18 protein-coding genes are annotated in these 16522 nt (G+C 69.8%); 9 read left to right on the forward strand and 9 right to left on the reverse strand.

Translation table 11 applies throughout. From position 1 onward, the window contains the following. Positions 1-4 precede the first annotated feature (4 nt). From AC6JA9_RS18195 to AC6JA9_RS18220, 6 genes are all read right to left on the reverse strand, one after another. A complete protein-coding gene (locus tag AC6JA9_RS18195; protein WP_267696561.1) occupies positions 5-880 on the reverse strand; it encodes a metal ABC transporter permease in 876 nt (291 codons plus the stop codon). Beyond that, on the reverse strand, positions 861-1682 hold the full coding sequence (locus AC6JA9_RS18200; RefSeq protein WP_223750078.1) for a metal ABC transporter ATP-binding protein: 822 nt from the start codon (positions 1680-1682) through the stop codon (positions 861-863). Before AC6JA9_RS18200 ends, AC6JA9_RS18195 begins: the two co-directional genes overlap by 20 nt. After that, on the reverse strand, positions 1669-2514 hold the full coding sequence (locus AC6JA9_RS18205; protein ID WP_223750077.1) for a hypothetical protein: 846 nt from the start codon (positions 2512-2514) through the stop codon (positions 1669-1671). Before AC6JA9_RS18205 ends, AC6JA9_RS18200 begins: the two co-directional genes overlap by 14 nt. A gap of 4 nt (positions 2515-2518) precedes the next feature. Further along, on the reverse strand, positions 2519-3445 hold the full coding sequence (locus tag AC6JA9_RS18210; protein ID WP_497960305.1) for a metal ABC transporter substrate-binding protein: 927 nt from the start codon (positions 3443-3445) through the stop codon (positions 2519-2521). A 25-nt stretch (positions 3446-3470) separates the two neighbouring features. After that, positions 3471-4841 carry a zinc-regulated TonB-dependent outer membrane receptor gene (locus AC6JA9_RS18215; RefSeq protein WP_223784689.1) on the reverse strand — a complete coding sequence of 457 codons (1371 nt, stop codon included), beginning with the start codon at positions 4839-4841 and terminating at the stop codon, positions 3471-3473. Positions 4842-4922: 81 nt separating this feature from the next. Beyond that, positions 4923-5348 (reverse strand): hypothetical protein, encoded by a 426-nt coding sequence (locus tag AC6JA9_RS18220; protein WP_223750074.1) that lies wholly within the window; start codon positions 5346-5348, stop codon positions 4923-4925. A gap of 142 nt (positions 5349-5490) precedes the next feature. Between AC6JA9_RS18220 and AC6JA9_RS18225 the strand changes: the two genes are divergently transcribed. The 6 genes from AC6JA9_RS18225 to AC6JA9_RS18250 all read left to right on the forward strand — a co-directional run bounded on the left by AC6JA9_RS18225 (position 5491) and on the right by AC6JA9_RS18250 (position 11640). Next, entirely contained in the window at positions 5491-5835 is a 345-nt protein-coding gene (locus tag AC6JA9_RS18225; RefSeq protein ID WP_223750073.1) for a Rieske (2Fe-2S) protein, read from the forward strand. A gap of 106 nt (positions 5836-5941) precedes the next feature. Further along, positions 5942-6499, forward strand: a complete 558-nt coding sequence (gene folE / locus AC6JA9_RS18230; RefSeq protein ID WP_046713204.1) for a GTP cyclohydrolase I — start codon at positions 5942-5944, stop codon at positions 6497-6499. Then, the gene (locus AC6JA9_RS18235) at positions 6496-7920 is read left to right on the forward strand and encodes an FAD-binding oxidoreductase (RefSeq protein WP_223750071.1); all 1425 of its coding nucleotides are present in this window, start codon (positions 6496-6498) and stop codon (positions 7918-7920) included. Before folE ends, AC6JA9_RS18235 begins: the two co-directional genes overlap by 4 nt. Before the next feature lie 226 nt (positions 7921-8146). Beyond that, a complete protein-coding gene (locus tag AC6JA9_RS18240; RefSeq protein ID WP_046713205.1) occupies positions 8147-8884 on the forward strand; it encodes a sigma-70 family RNA polymerase sigma factor in 738 nt (245 codons plus the stop codon). Between the two features lie 150 nt (positions 8885-9034). Next, the gene (locus tag AC6JA9_RS18245) at positions 9035-9775 is read left to right on the forward strand and encodes a tetratricopeptide repeat protein (protein ID WP_223750070.1); all 741 of its coding nucleotides are present in this window, start codon (positions 9035-9037) and stop codon (positions 9773-9775) included. Next, positions 9772-11640 (forward strand): AMP-dependent synthetase/ligase, encoded by a 1869-nt coding sequence (locus AC6JA9_RS18250; protein WP_426746701.1) that lies wholly within the window; start codon positions 9772-9774, stop codon positions 11638-11640. The genes AC6JA9_RS18245 and AC6JA9_RS18250 overlap by 4 nt, the downstream gene beginning before the upstream one ends. Before the next feature lie 133 nt (positions 11641-11773). Here the strand turns inward: AC6JA9_RS18250 and tatA are convergent, their stop codons facing one another. Further along, positions 11774-11998, reverse strand: a complete 225-nt coding sequence (gene tatA, locus AC6JA9_RS18255) for a twin-arginine translocase TatA/TatE family subunit (protein WP_223750069.1) — start codon at positions 11996-11998, stop codon at positions 11774-11776. Positions 11999-12086: 88 nt separating this feature from the next. Next, the gene (locus tag AC6JA9_RS18260) at positions 12087-13091 is read right to left on the reverse strand and encodes a sensor histidine kinase (RefSeq protein WP_223750068.1); all 1005 of its coding nucleotides are present in this window, start codon (positions 13089-13091) and stop codon (positions 12087-12089) included. A 224-nt stretch (positions 13092-13315) separates the two neighbouring features. Between AC6JA9_RS18260 and AC6JA9_RS18265 the strand changes: the two genes are divergently transcribed. The 3 genes from AC6JA9_RS18265 to AC6JA9_RS18275 all read left to right on the forward strand — a co-directional run bounded on the left by AC6JA9_RS18265 (position 13316) and on the right by AC6JA9_RS18275 (position 15377). Further along, a complete protein-coding gene (locus tag AC6JA9_RS18265) occupies positions 13316-13684 on the forward strand; it encodes a response regulator (protein ID WP_174816746.1) in 369 nt (122 codons plus the stop codon). 98 nt (positions 13685-13782) lie between these two features. Continuing rightward, positions 13783-14112, forward strand: a complete 330-nt coding sequence (locus AC6JA9_RS18270) for an SCP2 sterol-binding domain-containing protein (protein ID WP_223750067.1) — start codon at positions 13783-13785, stop codon at positions 14110-14112. Positions 14113-14207: 95 nt separating this feature from the next. Then, positions 14208-15377: a CaiB/BaiF CoA transferase family protein gene (locus AC6JA9_RS18275; protein WP_141322799.1), complete on the forward strand. Its 1170-nt coding sequence runs from the start codon at positions 14208-14210 to the stop codon at positions 15375-15377. Here AC6JA9_RS18275 and AC6JA9_RS18280 read toward each other — a convergent pair. Then, entirely contained in the window at positions 15343-16521 is a 1179-nt protein-coding gene (locus AC6JA9_RS18280) for a hypothetical protein (protein ID WP_223750066.1), read from the reverse strand. The two genes, AC6JA9_RS18275 and AC6JA9_RS18280, sit on opposite strands and share 35 nt — an antisense overlap. Position 16522 lies beyond the last annotated feature (1 nt).

The raw sequence follows: 16522 nt of genomic DNA on the forward strand, positions 1-16522 counted from the left end.
GGTTTCAACTGGCTCTGCGCAGAACGAGCTGGATGAGTGCGCGTGCACCCATGGCCACGCCGACCAGGAGCGCGGCGACCACCGTCTGCGAGCCGCCCACCGGGAAGTCGAAGAAGTAGGCGAACATGTAGCCACCCACGCCGGAGACGATGCCCGCGAGCGTCGCCACGACGAAGGTCCACGGCAGCCGCAGGTCCAACATCAGCGCGGCGATGGCGGACAGCGTGGAGAACGCGAACACGGGCAGGGCGCCCAGGGCCCGCGCGCACACGCCCACCATGACGCCGATGGACACCATCAGCACGCCGTCGAGCAGCCGCACCGGCAGCCCCTGCACCAGCGCGCCGATGCGGTCGAAGCTCGCGAAGGTGATGCCTCGGTACCACCACAGGTGGAGCGTCATCACCGCGATGCCCGCGACGGCCACGGTGCGCAGCTGCTCGGGGGTCACCAGCACAGCGGTGCCGAAGAGGATGCCCTGGATGTCGTGCGACTCCTGGGCGATGCGGTCTCCCACGAGGATGGCCGCGCCGCCGGACAGGGCATAGGCCATGCCCAGCAGGCTCTCACGCGTCAGGCGCAGCCGCGTGGGGTCCATCATGAGCAGCATCGTCGCGAGCAGGGCGAGCGCGGTGGCGCCGATGACGGGTTCCACCTCGAAGCCCAGGTGGATGCCCGCGTAGAACGCGAGCGCCACGCCCAGGCCGGCGGACTGGGCCACCGCGGCGCTGACGAACACCATGCGCCGGAGCACGACGTAGACGCTCAGGAAGCCCAGCACGCCCCCGGCCAGGAGCGCGCACAGGAGCGGGTCTCTGAACAGCTCGAACCCCTCGACGAACTGCTGCCACTGGGAGGGTTCAGCGAGCATCGGGTCCACGGTGGGGTCCCTCGGGAGCGCGGTGGCAGTACTCGTCGCCGTACTGACGACGGAAGGCGGGGTGGCAGAACACGGTGCGCGCGTCGCCCACGACGAAGGCGGAGGTCTCCCGGTCCACGAAGAGCAGCACGTCCGCGTGCTCGGCGGCGACCTCCAGGTCGTGGCACACCACCACCACGCCCAGGCCCCGCTCACGCGCGAGCGAGCACAGCCGCTGCATCGTCTCGCGCTCGGCGACGGCGTCCATCGCGGCGGTGGGCTCGTCCAGCAGCACCAGGTCCGCCTCGGTGGCGATGAGGCGGGCCAGCAGCGTGCGCTGCTTCTGTCCCTCGGACAGCTCGCGGTAGGGCTTGTTGGCGATGGCCTTCGCGCCCGCCGTCTCCAGCGCCACCTCCACCGCGTCGCGCTCCGGCTTGCGCGCGAAGGGCCACAGGAAGCTCCACCCGCGCAGCCGTCCCCACGCCGTCAGCTCCCTCGCCCGCAGCGGGAGGATGGAGTCGATGCTGGACGTCTGCGGCACGTACGCGCTGCGCATCGTCGGATGGCTCCGGGAGATGGTGCCCGACACCGGTTCGAGCATGCCCAGCAGCGTCTTGAACCAGGTGCTCTTGCCGGAGCCGTTGCGACCGACGACGGCGATGAACTGGCCGCGACGGATGACCATGTTGATGGGCGGCAGCATGGCCTTGTCGTTGTAGCCGATGACCAGCTCCGTGCAGGTGAGCAGCGGCTCGCCCACGGTGAAGGTCGGCGACACGGCGTGCGCGGTGCCCTCGGAGGGCACGGGCTCATCGGTCTTCACGTCGGACCTCCGCCTGGGGTGTCAGCTCCGCCAGCTCCGCGAGCAGCGCCTTGCGGGTCGCCTCGTTCGCGGCCGTGCCCAGGTCCAGCACGCCGTCCGCGCCGGGCGTCACCTGGGCCCAGTCCACGGTGTCGAAGATGCTCGGAGGCACCGCGAGCGACAGGTCCAGCTTCACGCGCGGCTTGTGCTCCCGGTCCGACGGGACGTCCACGTCCCCCGTCACGGTGAACAGCGGCTCGGCCTCCTCGCCGCCCGTGGACTCGAGCGTGAGCCGGAAGGGGACCTCCTGGAGCCTGGGGCTTGCGCGCGAGTCGCGCACGACGCCCGTCAGCGTGACGGCCGTCACCTCCCAGACGCCGCGGGACAGCGCGGTGCGAGGCAGCTCGCAGTCCGGCTCGCACTCCACCGGCGTCGCCGCCGACGTCAGCAGGTCCAGCGTGCCATCCACGTGCAGCGCGGCCACCACGGACGAGGACGCGCCGCCGCCCAGCTCCGCCTCGATGTCCTCGTAGTCCACGAGCGCGCCGCTGTCGCTGTGACAGTGGCCGTTGTGGCACAGCGAATAACCCGGAGGCGGATTGGCGGGGTCGAACGTCGTCGGCCCACCACCGCCCGAGCCACCCACCAGCTCGACATGCGAGACGCCCAGCGCGGCCGAGTCCAGTCGCAGCTGGTAGTCCGACGCGAGGCGCTGGAAGCCATTGCCCGCGTCGCGCGAGACCGCCGGGACATACGTCGCGTGGACGGTGGGCTCGAGCACGGCGAAGCCCTCGCCCGCGTCCAGCGCGCAGCCGGACAGCAACAACAGGGGAAGCAGTCGTCCAAGCTTCATGGCGTCAGCCCCCCTTCCCGGCGTTGAGGCCCTTCTCCAGGTTGCCCACCATCTCGTTGATGTGCTGGAGGTACGTCTCGCCCGCGCGGAAGTCCGTGCCGCCGTGGAGGATGACGAGCGGCGCCGGAATCATGCCGGCGAGCATCTTCGCCTCGCGGTCGTTGTAGTAGCTCTCGATGAGCACCATGCGCGCCTTGCGCTGACGCGCGAGCACCAGCACGCCGGCCACGTGCGACGGGTTGGGCGGGATGCCCGGCTTGGGCTCCAGGAACGCGATGGCGTCGAAGCCGAGCCAGTCCGCCAGGTACGCCGTCGTCCGGTGGAAGGCGACCACGGGCGCGCCCTTCAGGCCCGCCAGCCGCTTCTCCCACTCCACGCGCGCCGCATCCAGGTCCGCCGTCAGCTTCGCCGCGTTGGCGCGGTAGGTGGCCGCGTTCTTGGAGTCGAGCTGGGCCAGCCGCTCGGCGATTCCGCGCGCCACGGCCGCGCCCTGCCTCGGGTCGTAGAGGTAGTGGGGGTTGCCGCCGGGGTGCACGTCGCCCTCGCTGCGGTCCACCTTGGTGGGGGGCACCTCGAGCAGCCGCACGAACTGCGAGGCGTTGAGGAAGCCCGGGTTGCCCTGCTGGATGCGCGGGTTGCGCGAGCCGGTCTGGAGGTTCGGCAGCCAGCCCACCTCCAGGTCCAGTCCCACGCAGACGAGCAGGTCCGCGTTGCGCAGCGCGAGCGCCAGGCTGGGCTTGGCGTCGACGCGGTGCGGGTCCTGCGTCCCGAGCGCCATGGACTGCACCTTGACCAGGTCTCCGCCCACCGCCTTGGTCAGCGCGGCGAGGTCCGGCAGGGTGGTGACGACATTGACGGCCGCGAGCGCGGGGGCGGCGGCGAGCACACAGAGGGCGGCGCACAGGGCCGCGACGAATCGAAGAGAACGCATGGGGAAGGGCTCCCGTGAAAGAGGTTCAGAACGCATGGGCGCCATGGGCACCCGTGACCAGTTCGAGGGCGAGGAACGCCGAGTAGTCCGCCTCGTCGCGCCACCGTGCGTTGTCACGCGCGGCCTGGAAGCGGAGGCGGGAGAACTCGGTGGGCCAGAAGGTGAGGTTCACCGAGACGCGGTCGCGACGCTTCGTCCACTCCGGGTCCAACGGGTCCACGGCCACCTGGCCGTCCTCACCCTTGGCCGCGGTCCCCAGCTCGTAGCGCGCGGCGGTGGCCCATCGCTGGGAGAAGCGCCACGCGAGCTGGGCGTAGGCGTTGAAGTCCGTCAGCACGTCGCCGGGCACCTGCCTGCGTCGGTAGAGCGCCTCCACCTGCAGCGACACCAGCGTGTTGCTCGCCTCCGTGATCGGGCGGTAGCGCAGGTACAGGTCGGTGCCGAAGATGTCCGTGCGGTTGCGGTAGCCGGTGGGGTTGGGGCCCGTGGCGCCGGACAGACCCCACATGAAGGACAGGTCGTCCGACAGCGGGAAGAACTGCTTCACGACGCCCGTGGCCTGCAGGTCCAACGGCGACAACACGCGGTCGCCCGAGGACGCCAGGAAGCTGCGCGCGGTGGCCTCGCCGGTGGCGTCGGTGAGGCTGCCCGTCACCTCGACGAACCAGGGCAGTGGCGTGAGCCACGACAGCTCCACGCCCAGGCCCCGGTTGCCCTCGCCGCCGAAGACGCGGCTCATCGCGAAGGGCTGGTCCACGAAGTCCCACGCGTGCGGGTGCGTGGCGTTGAGCCGGCCGAAGCGGGTGAGGAACTGACCCGCGCGCACCTGGAGGCTCGCGGGGAGCGCCAGCGTGGTGCCGTAGGCCTCCTCGATTTCGACGCCGAACTGGCTGTAGACGATGTTCGCGTCGAAGCGGAAGTACGGGTCCACCACCGAGCCGATGGACAGCTCCAACTGCTGCAGGTTGAAGCCGTTGCGCGTGGGGTCATGCGCGCCGCCCTGCAGCGGCTCCTTGGACGTGAAGGCCGCCGCGGCCACATCCAGGATGAAGCTCATGTCCAGGAAGTTGGTGCCGCTGCTCGCGCCAGGGATGGACAGCGGAAAGCCCCCGCCGGGTGTGGCATCCGGCGCGGCGGAGGTGCTGGCGGGCACGCCCTGCTGCGTGTCGCCGCCGAAGGCCTTCTCGATTTGAGCCATCTCCTCCGGCGTCAGGCCGGCGGGCAGGTCGGAGGACGGGCCGGCGTCGGGCTCGGCGGTGGGCGCGTCCGACGCGGGGACGCCCGCATCGGGAGAGGGTGGGGAAAGCTCCTGCGCCGCGGCCGTGGCCGTGGACAACAGGACGGAGAGGGACACGACGAAAAGCGCGCCGTGCGGACGACGTGGAACGGATGACACCGGTGATGCTCCTCGGACGGGACGCACGCGTGCGCGTGGCGCCCCACAGCACAGGACCTGCAAGCTCACTGCGGACGCGACTCAGGCGTGCGCGGGTGGCGAGGACTTGGGCGCGGTGTCGAGGACGGAGAGGGGAGGGGTGACGTGGGGCGGCGCGGTGGTGGGACGGCTCACCACGAGCCGCGCGAGGACCCACGAGGAGGGCGCGACGAACCACCCCTCGTCGCGCGAGCTCGACGTGAGGAGTGGGCACGTCTCGTGGGTCGGCCGGCTGGAGTCCGTGCCCGAGGGAGGAACGGCGGTCAGCTGCGCCAGCTTCTCCGGGGCGAGCCGGGCCTGGATGGCACCCGTGCCCTTGGCCGTCTCCTCGAAGGTCTGGTGCTCGGGACAGAAGCGGTGCGCGTGCGCGTCCCGGGCATGGAGCAGGGTCCCCAGCGGCTGCAACGCCCACAGCACGACCAACAGCGTCGCGGTGCCGCGGGCGAAGGTATGGGCGCGCTGGGTCATCGGCGGGAAGGGGGGAGGCCCGGGTGCTCTACTGACGGCCCCCGGGAGAGTCAAGGCAGGCTAGCACGGTGGTGGGACGCATACTCGTGTCACCGCATTCACGTAGGGCGGCCCGGTGGGCCCGGGCGAGGGAGACACCTGGATGGAGGAAGGACAACCGGACGGACGCTTCATTCCGGTGGCGCGGCTCACCGCGTTGGACGCACGCGGTCGCGCCGTGGTCCAGGTGGGAGACACCCGGGTGGCCCTGGTGCGGGTCGACGGGCAGGTGCACGCGCTGGAGGACACCTGTCCCCACCGTGGCGGCTCGCTTCATGAGGGAGATCTGGAGGGGACGCTGCTGCACTGTCCCCTGCACGCCTGGCCGTTCGATGTCCGCACGGGGCTGTGCCCCTGGCGCCCGGAGGCGAAGGTTCGCATCTACGACGTGCTCGTGCGAGGTGGGGAGATCCTCATCGCCGCATCGGATAGGGTGCCCGGCCGTTGAGCGCCCGCACCCCCGCAGGAGTCCTTGCCCCGTGAGCTCGTCCAAAGTCCGTCCCCGCGGAGTCCCTGCCCCCAGGTCCTTCGCCAGCGTGCCAGACCCCGTCGCCATGGCGAGCGCGGTGGAGGCCTTCCTCCGGGCCGCCGGCCTGCCGATGGATGACGAGAACCTGGTGGACACGCCCAAGCGCGTGGCCGACGCCTGGAGCCGCGAGTTCCTGGACGGCTATGCCCAGACGCCCGGAGAGGTGCTGGGCAAGACGTTCTCCGCGCCGCGCGGCTCGTCGCGTGAGCTGGTGGTGGTGACGGGCCTGCGCTTCCATTCCATGTGTCCGCACCACCTGTTGCCGGTGACGGGCGTCGCGCATGTGGCGTACGTCCCGGGCAAGCACGTGGCGGGCTTCGGCGGCCTGTCCGCGCTGGTGGACTGCTTCGCGCACCGGCTCATCCTCCAGGAGGACCTGGCGCGCGAGGTCGCGGGCTCCCTGGCCCGTGAGCTGGGCAGCCCCGCCACCGCGTGCATCATCGAGGCGGAGCAGGCGTGCCTGCGCATGCGCGGTCCCCAGCAGCGCGACGCCATCACCCACGCGGAGGCCTATGAAGGCGAGCTGCGCAGCGACGGTGCGCTGCGACGCGAGCTGTGGGCGCGGCTCGGGGCGCGGCGATGAGTGACGTGTCCGCGCGGCCGGACCGCGTGGAGCCCGAGCGGGTGGAGCGCGTGTGCGAGGCGCTCTCGCGGGTGCTCGCCGCCGGGCAGCTGAAGCGCGACGAGGCCACGCTCGCCGCCTACGCGCGGGACGAGTCCGACAGCGGCATCTTCCCTCCGGATGTCGTCGTGTTCCCCGAGGACACCGCGCAGGTCTCCGCCATCTTCAAGGCCTGCGTGGCGCACGGAGTCCCCTACACGCCGTGTGGCGCGCGCACGGGCAAGAGTGGTGGCTCGCTGCCCCTGTGCGGCGGCGTGGCGGTGAGCCTGGAGCGCATGAACCGCATCCGCTCCATCTCCGTGGAGGACCTCACCGCGGTGGTGGAGCCCGGCGTGGTGACGGGCGACCTGATGAAGGCCGTGGAGGCCGTGGGGCTCTTCTATCCACCGGACCCCAACTCCTGGGAGTCGTGCACGCTGGGCGGCAACGTCGCGGAGAACGCGGGCGGCCCGCGCGCGCTGAAGTACGGCGTCACGCGCGACTACGTCATCGGCCTGGAGTGGGTGCTCCCGGACGGCGAGGTCGTCAAGGTGGGGCGGCGCACCATCAAGGGCGTGGCCGGCTACGACCTGGTGGGCCTCTTCGTCGGCTCCGAGGGCACGCTGGGCGTGGCCACCGAAATCACCCTCCAGCTCATTCCGCTCCCACGAAAAGTGCTGACCGCCCTGGTCGTCTTTCCGTCGGTGCTGGACGCGGCCCGCGCGGTGTCGGCCGTGCTCGCGGCGGGCCTGTTGCCCCGATGCCTGGAGCTCATCGACGACGTGGCCCTGCGCGCGGTGGACGGACGCGGCTTCCAGTTCCCACCCGGCGCGGGCGCGGCCCTCATCGCCGAGGTCGATGGCCACGGCGCAGAGGGTTTGTTCGAGGAGCTGTCACGCCTCGGCGACATCTGCGCACAGCAGGGAGCCAGTCAAACACTCGTCGCGCAGGATGATTCCCAACGCGAGAAACTGTGGGCCGTGCGTCGGGTCATCTCCCCCGCGCTGCGCGCGCTCAAGCCGCGCAAGGTCTCCGAGGACATCGTCGTCCCACGTTCGAGAATCCCCGAGGTCATCGAGCGCTTGAAGGCGATGGGCGCCCAGCTGGGCCTCACCGTGGCCACGTATGGCCATGCGGGCGATGGGAACCTCCACGCCAACATCCTCTATGAAGGCCCGCATCAACGCCCGCTGGTGGATGAGGCGCTGCGCCGCATGTTGTTGATGACGGTGGAGCTGGGCGGGACGATCACAGGCGAGCATGGTGTGGGCCTCGCGAAGCGGGAATTTCTCGCGCTCGAACAGCAGCCAGCGCTGCTGGAATTGCAGCGGCGGCTCAAGGCCTTCTTCGACCCATCAGGGCTGCTCAATCCCGAGAAAATCTTCCCCGCGCTCAAACGTTGATGAGTGAGTGGCCGCGTCGCGGCCATCGCCGTGGGAGTCGGTGCTTCTCGACCTTGCAAGTCAGCGGAAGCGCAAGCCTTGCGTCCGCGTGAGGGCGAAGTTCGACAGTCGAAACGACTTTCGGCGATGGAATGAGAAACCCTTTCGCTCGTTGGGCGTCCTAGAGACAGGTGGACGCGAGTCGGCGGGGACGGCGCGTCCGGCATCGAACGGAGGACGGGAAATCATGGCCAACTCGACGAAGTTTGCGGCGGAGGGCCTGTCGCAATACCTGCGTCAGCTGGGGGGACACCAGCAACTGACTCGCGAGCAGGAGTACGAGCTGGCTCGGCGCGCTCGCAAGGGCGACGAGTCGGCGAGGCAGACGCTCGCCACCTCCAACCTGGCTTTCGTTGTCGCCGTCGCGAAGAAGTTCGCCAATCGCGGCGCTCGCCTGGATGACCTCGTCCAGGAAGGCAACGTCGGCCTGATGAAGGCAATCGAGCATTTCGATCCGAAGAAGAACGTGCGCTTCGCGACGTACGCGGTGTGGTGGATTCGCGCCTACATCACCCGCTATCTGAAGGACAACCGCAGCCAGGTACGCGGCGGCGAGGCCGAGCGGGGCAGCATGGTGGACTTCTCGCTCGACGCCTCCATCGACGAGGAAGGCGAGACGACCTTCTTGGACCGGCTGGAGGACAACGGGCCGTCGCCCCAGGACGTGTTCCTGTCGAACGAGCAGGACACCGAAATCCAGGACGCGCTCACCAAGGTGCGCAAGCGCATCGGCGACCTGGGCTGGGACATCCTCACGGAGCGGCTGACGCAGGACAAGCCGCTGACGCTGGAGGAACTGGGGCAGCGCTGGGGCGTGTCGCGCGAGCGCGTGCGCCAGGTGGAGCTCAAGACGAAGACGTTCCTCGAGCGCTACCTCTCGGCGTTCAACGAGAACGAGGAGCAGGCCCTGCAGGACGTGGCCTGAGCCACCTCGCTTCCCCACCTGGGGAGGCGCTCGAATGGGGCGGGACTGGCGGGGTCTTCAACCCTTGCTGGACCCGCCCCTTCTGTTTGGTGGAAAAGTCGGTCCTGGTCGTTTGCGTGCAACCGAGCGTGCGTGCTAAGCCCACCCGCCATGCGCTTGATTTTATTCGCCTTGTGCTCGTTCGTGGCGGTTTCGGCACGGGCGGCGGAGCCGGAATTGCTCGCTAGGCTGGATGCCCTGCATGAGCGACGTGGCGAGGCGGAGGGTGGCAAGGCGCTGGAGGCCGAGCTCAAGGCGGCGCTGTCGGTGACGCCGGACGACTTCGAGCTGGTGTGGCGCCAGGCGCGACAGCTCCAGTGGCAGGCGGACGGGGCCGCGAGCGAGAAGCTCAAGAAGGTGCTCGGCCGGCAGACGTGGGACGTGGCGGAGAAGGCCGTCAAGCTGGCCCCCAACCGCGTGGAAGGCCACTACTTCGCGGCGGCGGGGATTGGCGCCTACTCTCAAGCAGTGGGGGTGATGAAGGCGCTGGGCGAGGGCCTTGAAGGCAAGTTCAACGAGCGGCTCGACGCGGCCATCAAGCTGGACTCCGGCTTCTACGGCGCCGCGCCGCTGCTGGCCAAGGGGCGCTACTACTACGAGCTGCCCTGGCCCAAGCGGGACCTCAAGAAGTCGGCCGAGTATTACGAGAAGGCCATCCAGCAGCATCCGGAGATGTTGCGCGCATACTACTTCCTGGCCGAGACGCTCCTCAGGGACGACAAGGCGAAGGAGGCGCGCAACGCCATCCAGAAGGTGAAGCAGGGCAGCGTCGCGTACGACCCCCCGGAGGGACGGCGCATCCAGGAGTGGGCGAAGAAGGTCGAAGCCGACATCGAGGAGGAGCTCAAGTGAGAGCAGAGAATCAGGTAGGACCTTCGGCTTCGGCGGCCGGAGCGCAGGAGGGAAACCTGGTCCAGTTGCTGATCCAGCGCGCGCAGAACGCCTCCAAGGCGGGTGTGACGCACAAGAAGGACGGCCGCTGGCAGGACGTGAGTTTCGGGCAGGTGCTGGACGACGTGAAGGCGTTGTCCGCGGGCCTGGTGGCGCAGGGCGTGAAGCCCGGGGACCGGGTGGCGCTGTTCGCCAACACCAGCCTCATGTGGATCGTCGCGGACCTGGCGATCACGGCGGCGCAGGCCATCACCGTCCCCATCTATTCGTCCAACCTCCCGGACGAGTTCCGCTACGTCATCAAGCACTCGGAGACGTCCTTCGTCTTCGTGGACAATGACGAGAAGGATGCCAAGCAGGCGGGCCGCCTGACGCGCGTGCGGCAGAAGCTGGCCGAGTGCCCCACCGTCCAGAAGGTCATCGTCTTCGAGGGCGCCGTGGCGGGCGGCCAGGAGGTCGCGCTGGCGGACGTGATGGCCCAGGGCCGCGAGGCGCACCAGGCCAACCCGGCGTCCTTCGAGGAGCGGGTGGCCTCGGTGAAGTCCGAGGACACCAACTGTCTCATCTACACCTCGGGCACCACGGGTGACCCGAAGGGCGCCATCCTCACGCACGGCAACTGGACGTACCAGGCGCACGCGGTGCAGGCCATCGGGATGATGGAGCCCAGCGACGCGGTCATGCTGTTCCTGCCGCTGGCGCACGTGTTCGCGCAGGTGGTGAAGGCGGCGTGGCTGTCCATGGGCTTCCGGCTCATCATCGCGGAGTCGGTGGACAAGCTGATGGCGAACATCGTGGAGACGCGCCCCACGGTGCTGCCGTCGGTGCCGCGCGTGTTCGAGAAGGTCTACAACACGGTGGTGTCCAACGGCACGTCGGCCCCGGGCCTCAAGGGCCGGATGGCGCGCTGGGCCTTCAAGCTGTTCGACGAGTACGTCGAGGCGAAGCAGCAGGGCCGCGAGTACGACGGCCTGGCGTTCACCCTGGCCAAGAAGCTGGTGTTCACCAAGGTGCGCGGCACGCTGGACGAGAAGCTGGGCGGCAACATGCGCCTGTTCGTCTCCGGCGGCGCGCCGCTGTCGCGGAAGATCGGCTACTTCTTCGACCTGCTCGGCTTCAAGGTGGTGGAGGGCTACGGCCTGACGGAGACGGCCGCGCCCACCAACGCGAACCGCCCGAACAAGATCAAGATCGGCACCGTGGGCCCCGCCATGCCGGGAACCGAGGTGAAGATCGCCTCCGACGGCGAGGTGCTCGCCCGTGGCCCCTGCATCATGAAGGGCTACTACAAGAACGACACGGCCACGGCCGAGGTCCTGGAGGCGGACGGCTGGTTCCACACCGGGGACATCGGTGAGCTGGACTCGGACGGCTACCTGCGCATCACCGACCGCAAGAAGGACATCATCGTCACCGCGGGCGGCAAGAACGTGGCGCCGCAGAACATCGAGAACACGCTCAAGACCTTCCCCATCCTCAGCCAGGCCATGGTGTACGGCGACAAGCGCCCGTACCTGGTGGCGCTCATCACCGTGGGCGAGGACACGGCGAAGAAGCTGCTGGAGGAGAAGGGCGCCCCGGTGGGCAGCTACGCGGAGAACGCCAAGCGCCCCGAGGTCCACGCGGCCGTGAAGGCGGTGCTGGACAAGGTGAACGCGGACTCGCCGCCGTACGCCACCATCAAGCGCTTCACCATCATGTCCGCCGACTTCACCCAGGAGTCCGGCGAGCTGACGCCCACCCTCAAGGTGAAGCGCAAGGTGTGCAGCCAGAAGTACAAGGCGCAGATCGACGCCATGTACGACAACGTGGCCGTCGTCGAGTAGCGCTCAAGGCCGCTCGCCCCCGGTGCGGTCGACCGGGGGCCCGGCTGGCCGGTGGAAACGTCAACGCCCGCTCGGCCCCTGGAGGAGGGGTGGAGCGGGCGTCGCGCTTCAAGGGTGCTTCAGGAAGCGGGGCTCAGGCGTGGCTGCTGGGGGACGAGGACTTCACGTCCTTGTCCACGTTGCCGCCGCTGGCCAGGTTGCCGCCCTTCTTGTCGGCGCCGGGCGTCCCCGCGTCCTCCTCGCCGCCGAAGCCGCGCTTGAAGTTGCGAATCGCGCTGCCCAGGGACGAGCCGAGCTGCGGCAGCCGCGTGGCCCCGAAGAGGAGCAGCAGCACAAACAGGATGAGAAGAAGTTCCATCGGCTTCAGCCCCAGCATCACGGCTCCTTCGTGAAAACGGGCGGAGCATACCGGGGGGCGCCTTGGACCGCCAGCAAGAGCGGACGTGTCATGCCTGGAGGGCCGCTGCCTCTGCGAGCGTGGCCCCCGGCACCGCCGTCAGGGTGATGAAGAGGGAGCTGCCGGACGGATCCGTCTCCACCCCCACGCTCCCCCCGTGCGCCTCCACCTCCTGGCGGGCCAGGTAGATGCGCAGCGGATCCTCCAGCTTCTTCTCCCGGAAGGCCCGCTCCTCGCGCCGGAACACCGCCGAGGCGTCCTCGTCCGACAGGGGCACCCCCTCGCGGCGCACCTCCACCCGCACCCGGGGCGCGCCGGGATGGATGCGCAGGTGGATGACCTCGCCGGGCTGGGCGCGGGAGAGCTGGTAGAGGATGAAGGCCTCCAGGGCGTGCTGGATGCGGGCGCCGTCCACGCTCACCTCGGGCTGGGCCTCGCTCGGGTCCAGGTCCAGCACGAGCGCCACGTTGGCGGCGGTGGCCGCCGCGCGCTGCCGCTCCACCGCCGCGTCCAGCAGGGGCAACAGGGGCTGGCGCTCCGGCTCGCAGGCGAGCGAGCCCAGGTCGGCGCGGCTGGAGTCGAAGAAGTCCTGCGAGAAGGACAGCGAGCGGTCCGCGTTGCGCAGGATGGTCTCCAGCCCGCGCTGCACCTTGGGCTCCAGCGGCGAGCGGCCGTTGAGCAGCAGCGCGGCATAGGAGCGGATGTTGGCCAGCGAGCCGCGCAGGTCGTGGGACGCCATGCCCAGGTAGCGCACCCGCCGGCGGTTGTCGGCCTCGTCCCACGCCACGGGGAAGGTCCAGAACAGGCGCCCCCCGTCGCCCAGGGACTCCTCGCCCGCGAGCAGGACGTGGTCGTCGTCCTTCTCCCAGAGGCGCGCGTCCCCCATGCGGCGCTGGAAGCCGGCGGCGCCCAGCAGGGCGTCCAGGGAGCTCACGTCCCCGGGCAGCGCCTGGAGGCCCAGATGCTCGAGCAGCAGGCCGCCCAGCAGGCGCGGGGGCCCCTGCGTGGGGACGAGGACGAGGCCAGGCGCTTCCGCCGTGCTGCCAGCTCCCATCTCCCCTGGGCTCCTCACGTTTTCCACCTCCCGTCCAGCAGGTCACGGAAAGGGTGGGGCGTGACTGTCGGTTTTGCAACGTGCACCCCCGTCGCGTGCGGGGAGCGCGTTTTTGTTGCGCCGCCGGGTGGGAGGATGGTGGAAGAATCCCCAGCGTCGCACCGAGGGAGACTGCCCTGACTCCGCCTAACACACAGCCTGATGGTGCCCCCGTCGTCCTCGTCGTGGACGATGATCCGGACATCCTCGAAGCCCTCTCCGAAATCCTCGAGGCCGAGGGCTTCGTCATCCGCCGCGCGCGCAACGGCAAGGAGGCCCTGGAGCGCCTCGAGCCGGAGCCCCCCCACCTCATCCTGCTGGACTTGATGATGCCGGTGATGGACGGGTGGGAGTTCGCCCAGCGCATGCGCCAGCGGCCCACGACGCACGCGGAAATCCCCATCATCGTCCTCAGCGCGGACCGCAACGTGGGCAGCAAGGCCCAGGACATCGGCGCGGTGGGGCACCTGGCCAAGCCGTTCGAGCTCAATGATCTGCTCAACATGGTGCGCCGCTCACTGCCCTCGTCGGCCGCGAACACGACCAGCGCGTGATGAACACGGCGCATCTGATGCCTTGACCTGCCAGGGGGGCGACATTACGGTCCCCCCGTCTTGATTCTCCAATCAACGACCAGGCCAAGGAGCGCCCCATGACGACCGCGAAGGAAATCATCGAGACCGAGATTCCGCAGAAGCTCACGGCGAAGCCGGAGCTGGCGAAGGAGGTCAACGCCATCATCCACTTCGACGTCTCCGGTGAGGGTGGCGGGAAGTGGACGCTGGACCTGACCAAGTCCGAGGGCTGGGTCTCCGCCGGCCACGAAGGTGCGTCGAAGATGACCATCCTCGTGAGCAACGACGACTTCGTGAAGATCAAGAACAAGACGCTCAACCCCCAGATGGCGGCCATGCAGGGCAAGCTGAAGTTCAAGCCCATGGACATGGGTCTCGCGATGAAGCTGGCGAAGATCCTGGGCTGATGGCCGTTTGAGTGAGTCATGTGCGGCGCGCCCCCGTCCTCGGGAGCGCGCCGCGTGTCGTTTCGGGCCCCCGAGCACCTCCTGGAGAGACTCCCATGTCGACGTTGCCGCTGAAGGGTTTGCGCGTGTTGGACCTGTCGCGCCTGTTGCCCGGTCCCTACGCCACGCTGGTGCTGGCGGACCTGGGTGCCACGGTGGTGAAGGTGGAGGAGCCGGAGGGCGGTGACTACGTCCGGGCGATGCCGCCGTCGCGTGACGACGTGGGGGCGCTGTTCTACGGGCTCAACCGGAACAAGCGCTCGTTGACGTTGAACCTCAAGACGCCCGAGGGGCGCGAGGCGCTCAAGAAGCTCGCGCGCACGCACGACGTGCTGGTGGAGAGCTTCCGTCCGGGCGTCATGGACAAGCTGGGCGTGGGGGAGGCGGTGCTGCGCGCGGAGAACCCCCGGCTCGTCTTCTGCTCCATCTCCGGGTACGGGCAGACGGGGCCGGACCGGCTCAAGGCGGGGCATGACCTGAACTACATCGCCCGGGCGGGGCTGCTGGGGTACGGCGGCGAGGCGGGCGGTGCGCCGGCGTTCCCGGGCGTGCAGATGGGGGACATCGGTGGCGGCAGCCTCTTCGCGCTGGTGGGCATCCTGGCCGCGCTGTACGAGCGCGAGCGCACGGGGCTGGGCCGGTTCGTGGACGTGTCGATGACGGACGGGGCCACGGCGTTCCTGCACATGCACCTGGCGGCGCGGCTCTTCATGGGTGAGCAGGGCGCGCCCCTGGAGCGCGGGCGCGAGGCGCTCAACGGCGGGTATGCGTGCTACGGCCTGTACCGCACGGCGGACGACCGGTGGCTGGCGGTGGGCGCGCTGGAGCCCAAGTTCTTCTCGGGCGTGTGCGAGCGGCTGGAGCGGCCGGACCTGATGGAGGACGCGTACGCGCCAGGGGAGGCGGGCGCGCGGGTGAAGGCGGAGCTGACGAAGCTGTTCGCCTCGAAGCCGCTGGCGCACTGGGCGGAGCGATTCGCCGGCTCGGACCTGTGCGTGGAGCCGGTGGCCGAAGGGGACGACGTGCTGAAGGACGCGCAGCTGCGTGCCCGGGGGCTCTTCGTCGAGGCGGAGGACTCCAGGCTGGGCAAGGTGACGCACCTGCTGACGCCGCTGCGCATGGGGCCCACGCCGCTGCGCGAGCCGCCCGCGCTGGGGCAGCACTCGCGCGAGGTGCTCGCCGAGGCGGGCTTCACCGAGGAGGAGATGGCGCGGCTGGGCGTGTGAGCTCTCGGGGGCTCCACAAGGACTCTCCTCGCGCGGCGTGACAGGTGTCGCCCACCAGGTCGAGCGCGAGCTGCTTGTCGCGCCCGGCCACCGACGCGGGAGCGGCGAGCAGGCCCGTCTGGTCCATCCGGCGCACCGTGTTCTCCAGGTACCGGCGTGCCCGCTCCACCGTCTGCTGCTGTGCGGGGGTAGGGCGCCAGCCCGTGTCCTCCCGCAATCGCCCGAGGGTTTCCAGCAGATGCCCCTGGAACTTCAGCATCTGCGCGAGGACGCGCTCGCGCTCCGCGGGCGCCGAGGCCCACGCGGTCTCGTACTGCCGCGTCTCCGAATCCAGCCGATACAGCAGCACGTCCACCTGGGCCGCGAGCCGTCGTCTCCATGCCGCACGCACCGAGGCATGCCGCGCCCAGCCGGCCACGGCCTGGAAGTAGTGCAGCCCGCCACACGGATGCGCGTAGATGCCCTGGCCCCGCTTGGGCACCTCGGGCCGCTTCGCCTTCATCCCCTCGGCCAGCTCCGCGTTCGCCGTCTCCAGCGCCGTGAGCGCACGGGTCATCACCTCATCCACGCGCACCCGCTGCCCCGTCGAGTCACGGAACGAATCCCCGGGCCGCGAGCTCAGCGAGAGCGCCTCCAACATCCACGCGCTCTCACCGGACTCCACCTGCGCCATGCGGAAGTCGCGCTTCACGTCCTCCACCAGCTCCCGCAGCGTCACCTCGCCCCAGTCCGTCTTGAAGCGCTGTGACAAGGGCAACCCGGAGGCGAGCAGCGTCTTCACCTGGAGCGCCGGGTGCGGCTCCACCGGTGTGCCGTCGGACGTGAACGAGTCGAAGTAGACGTCCACCCGGCTCGCCGCGGTCTGCTCTCGCGCGGGCGCCTGGCGCAGGAAGTCCGCCACCACGACCTCGGCGGCGAGCCGTCCATCCGCCGCGCGGAACGTACGCCCGTCCAGCGCCATGCCATGCGCGAGCGCCCACGGAGCCCGTGCATCCGAGGCCCACGCACGGCACCTGGATGCCAGCTCACGCGCGAGCGGCGAGGGCTCGGCTCGAACCTGTGGGGTGAAGAAGAGACAGGGGAGGCACGCCAGGAGACGGAGCGCGCGTCGGGCGGAGGTCGCCACCGACGCGCGCTCGTCCATC

The organism is Myxococcus sp. MH1 (assembly GCF_059738865.1).

Coding starts and splice junctions, on each gene's coding strand:
- AC6JA9_RS18240 (WP_046713205.1), top strand. CDS start 8,147: ATGGCCAACTCGACGAAGTTTGCGGCGGAGGGCCTGTCGCAATACCTG.
- AC6JA9_RS18260 (WP_223750068.1), bottom strand. CDS start 13,091: ATGGGAGCTGGCAGCACGGCGGAAGCGCCTGGCCTCGTCCTCGTCCCC.
- folE (WP_046713204.1), top strand. CDS start 5,942: ATGGCGAGCGCGGTGGAGGCCTTCCTCCGGGCCGCCGGCCTGCCGATG.
- tatA (WP_223750069.1), bottom strand. CDS start 11,998: ATGGAACTTCTTCTCATCCTGTTTGTGCTGCTGCTCCTCTTCGGGGCC.
- AC6JA9_RS18235 (WP_223750071.1), top strand. CDS start 6,496: ATGAGTGACGTGTCCGCGCGGCCGGACCGCGTGGAGCCCGAGCGGGTG.
- AC6JA9_RS18220 (WP_223750074.1), bottom strand. CDS start 5,348: ATGACCCAGCGCGCCCATACCTTCGCCCGCGGCACCGCGACGCTGTTG.
- AC6JA9_RS18210 (WP_497960305.1), bottom strand. CDS start 3,445: ATGCGTTCTCTTCGATTCGTCGCGGCCCTGTGCGCCGCCCTCTGTGTG.
- AC6JA9_RS18280 (WP_223750066.1), bottom strand. CDS start 16,521: ATGGACGAGCGCGCGTCGGTGGCGACCTCCGCCCGACGCGCGCTCCGT.
- AC6JA9_RS18205 (WP_223750077.1), bottom strand. CDS start 2,514: ATGAAGCTTGGACGACTGCTTCCCCTGTTGTTGCTGTCCGGCTGCGCG.
- AC6JA9_RS18275 (WP_141322799.1), top strand. CDS start 14,208: ATGTCGACGTTGCCGCTGAAGGGTTTGCGCGTGTTGGACCTGTCGCGC.
- AC6JA9_RS18225 (WP_223750073.1), top strand. CDS start 5,491: ATGGAGGAAGGACAACCGGACGGACGCTTCATTCCGGTGGCGCGGCTC.
- AC6JA9_RS18270 (WP_223750067.1), top strand. CDS start 13,783: ATGACGACCGCGAAGGAAATCATCGAGACCGAGATTCCGCAGAAGCTC.
- AC6JA9_RS18245 (WP_223750070.1), top strand. CDS start 9,035: ATGCGCTTGATTTTATTCGCCTTGTGCTCGTTCGTGGCGGTTTCGGCA.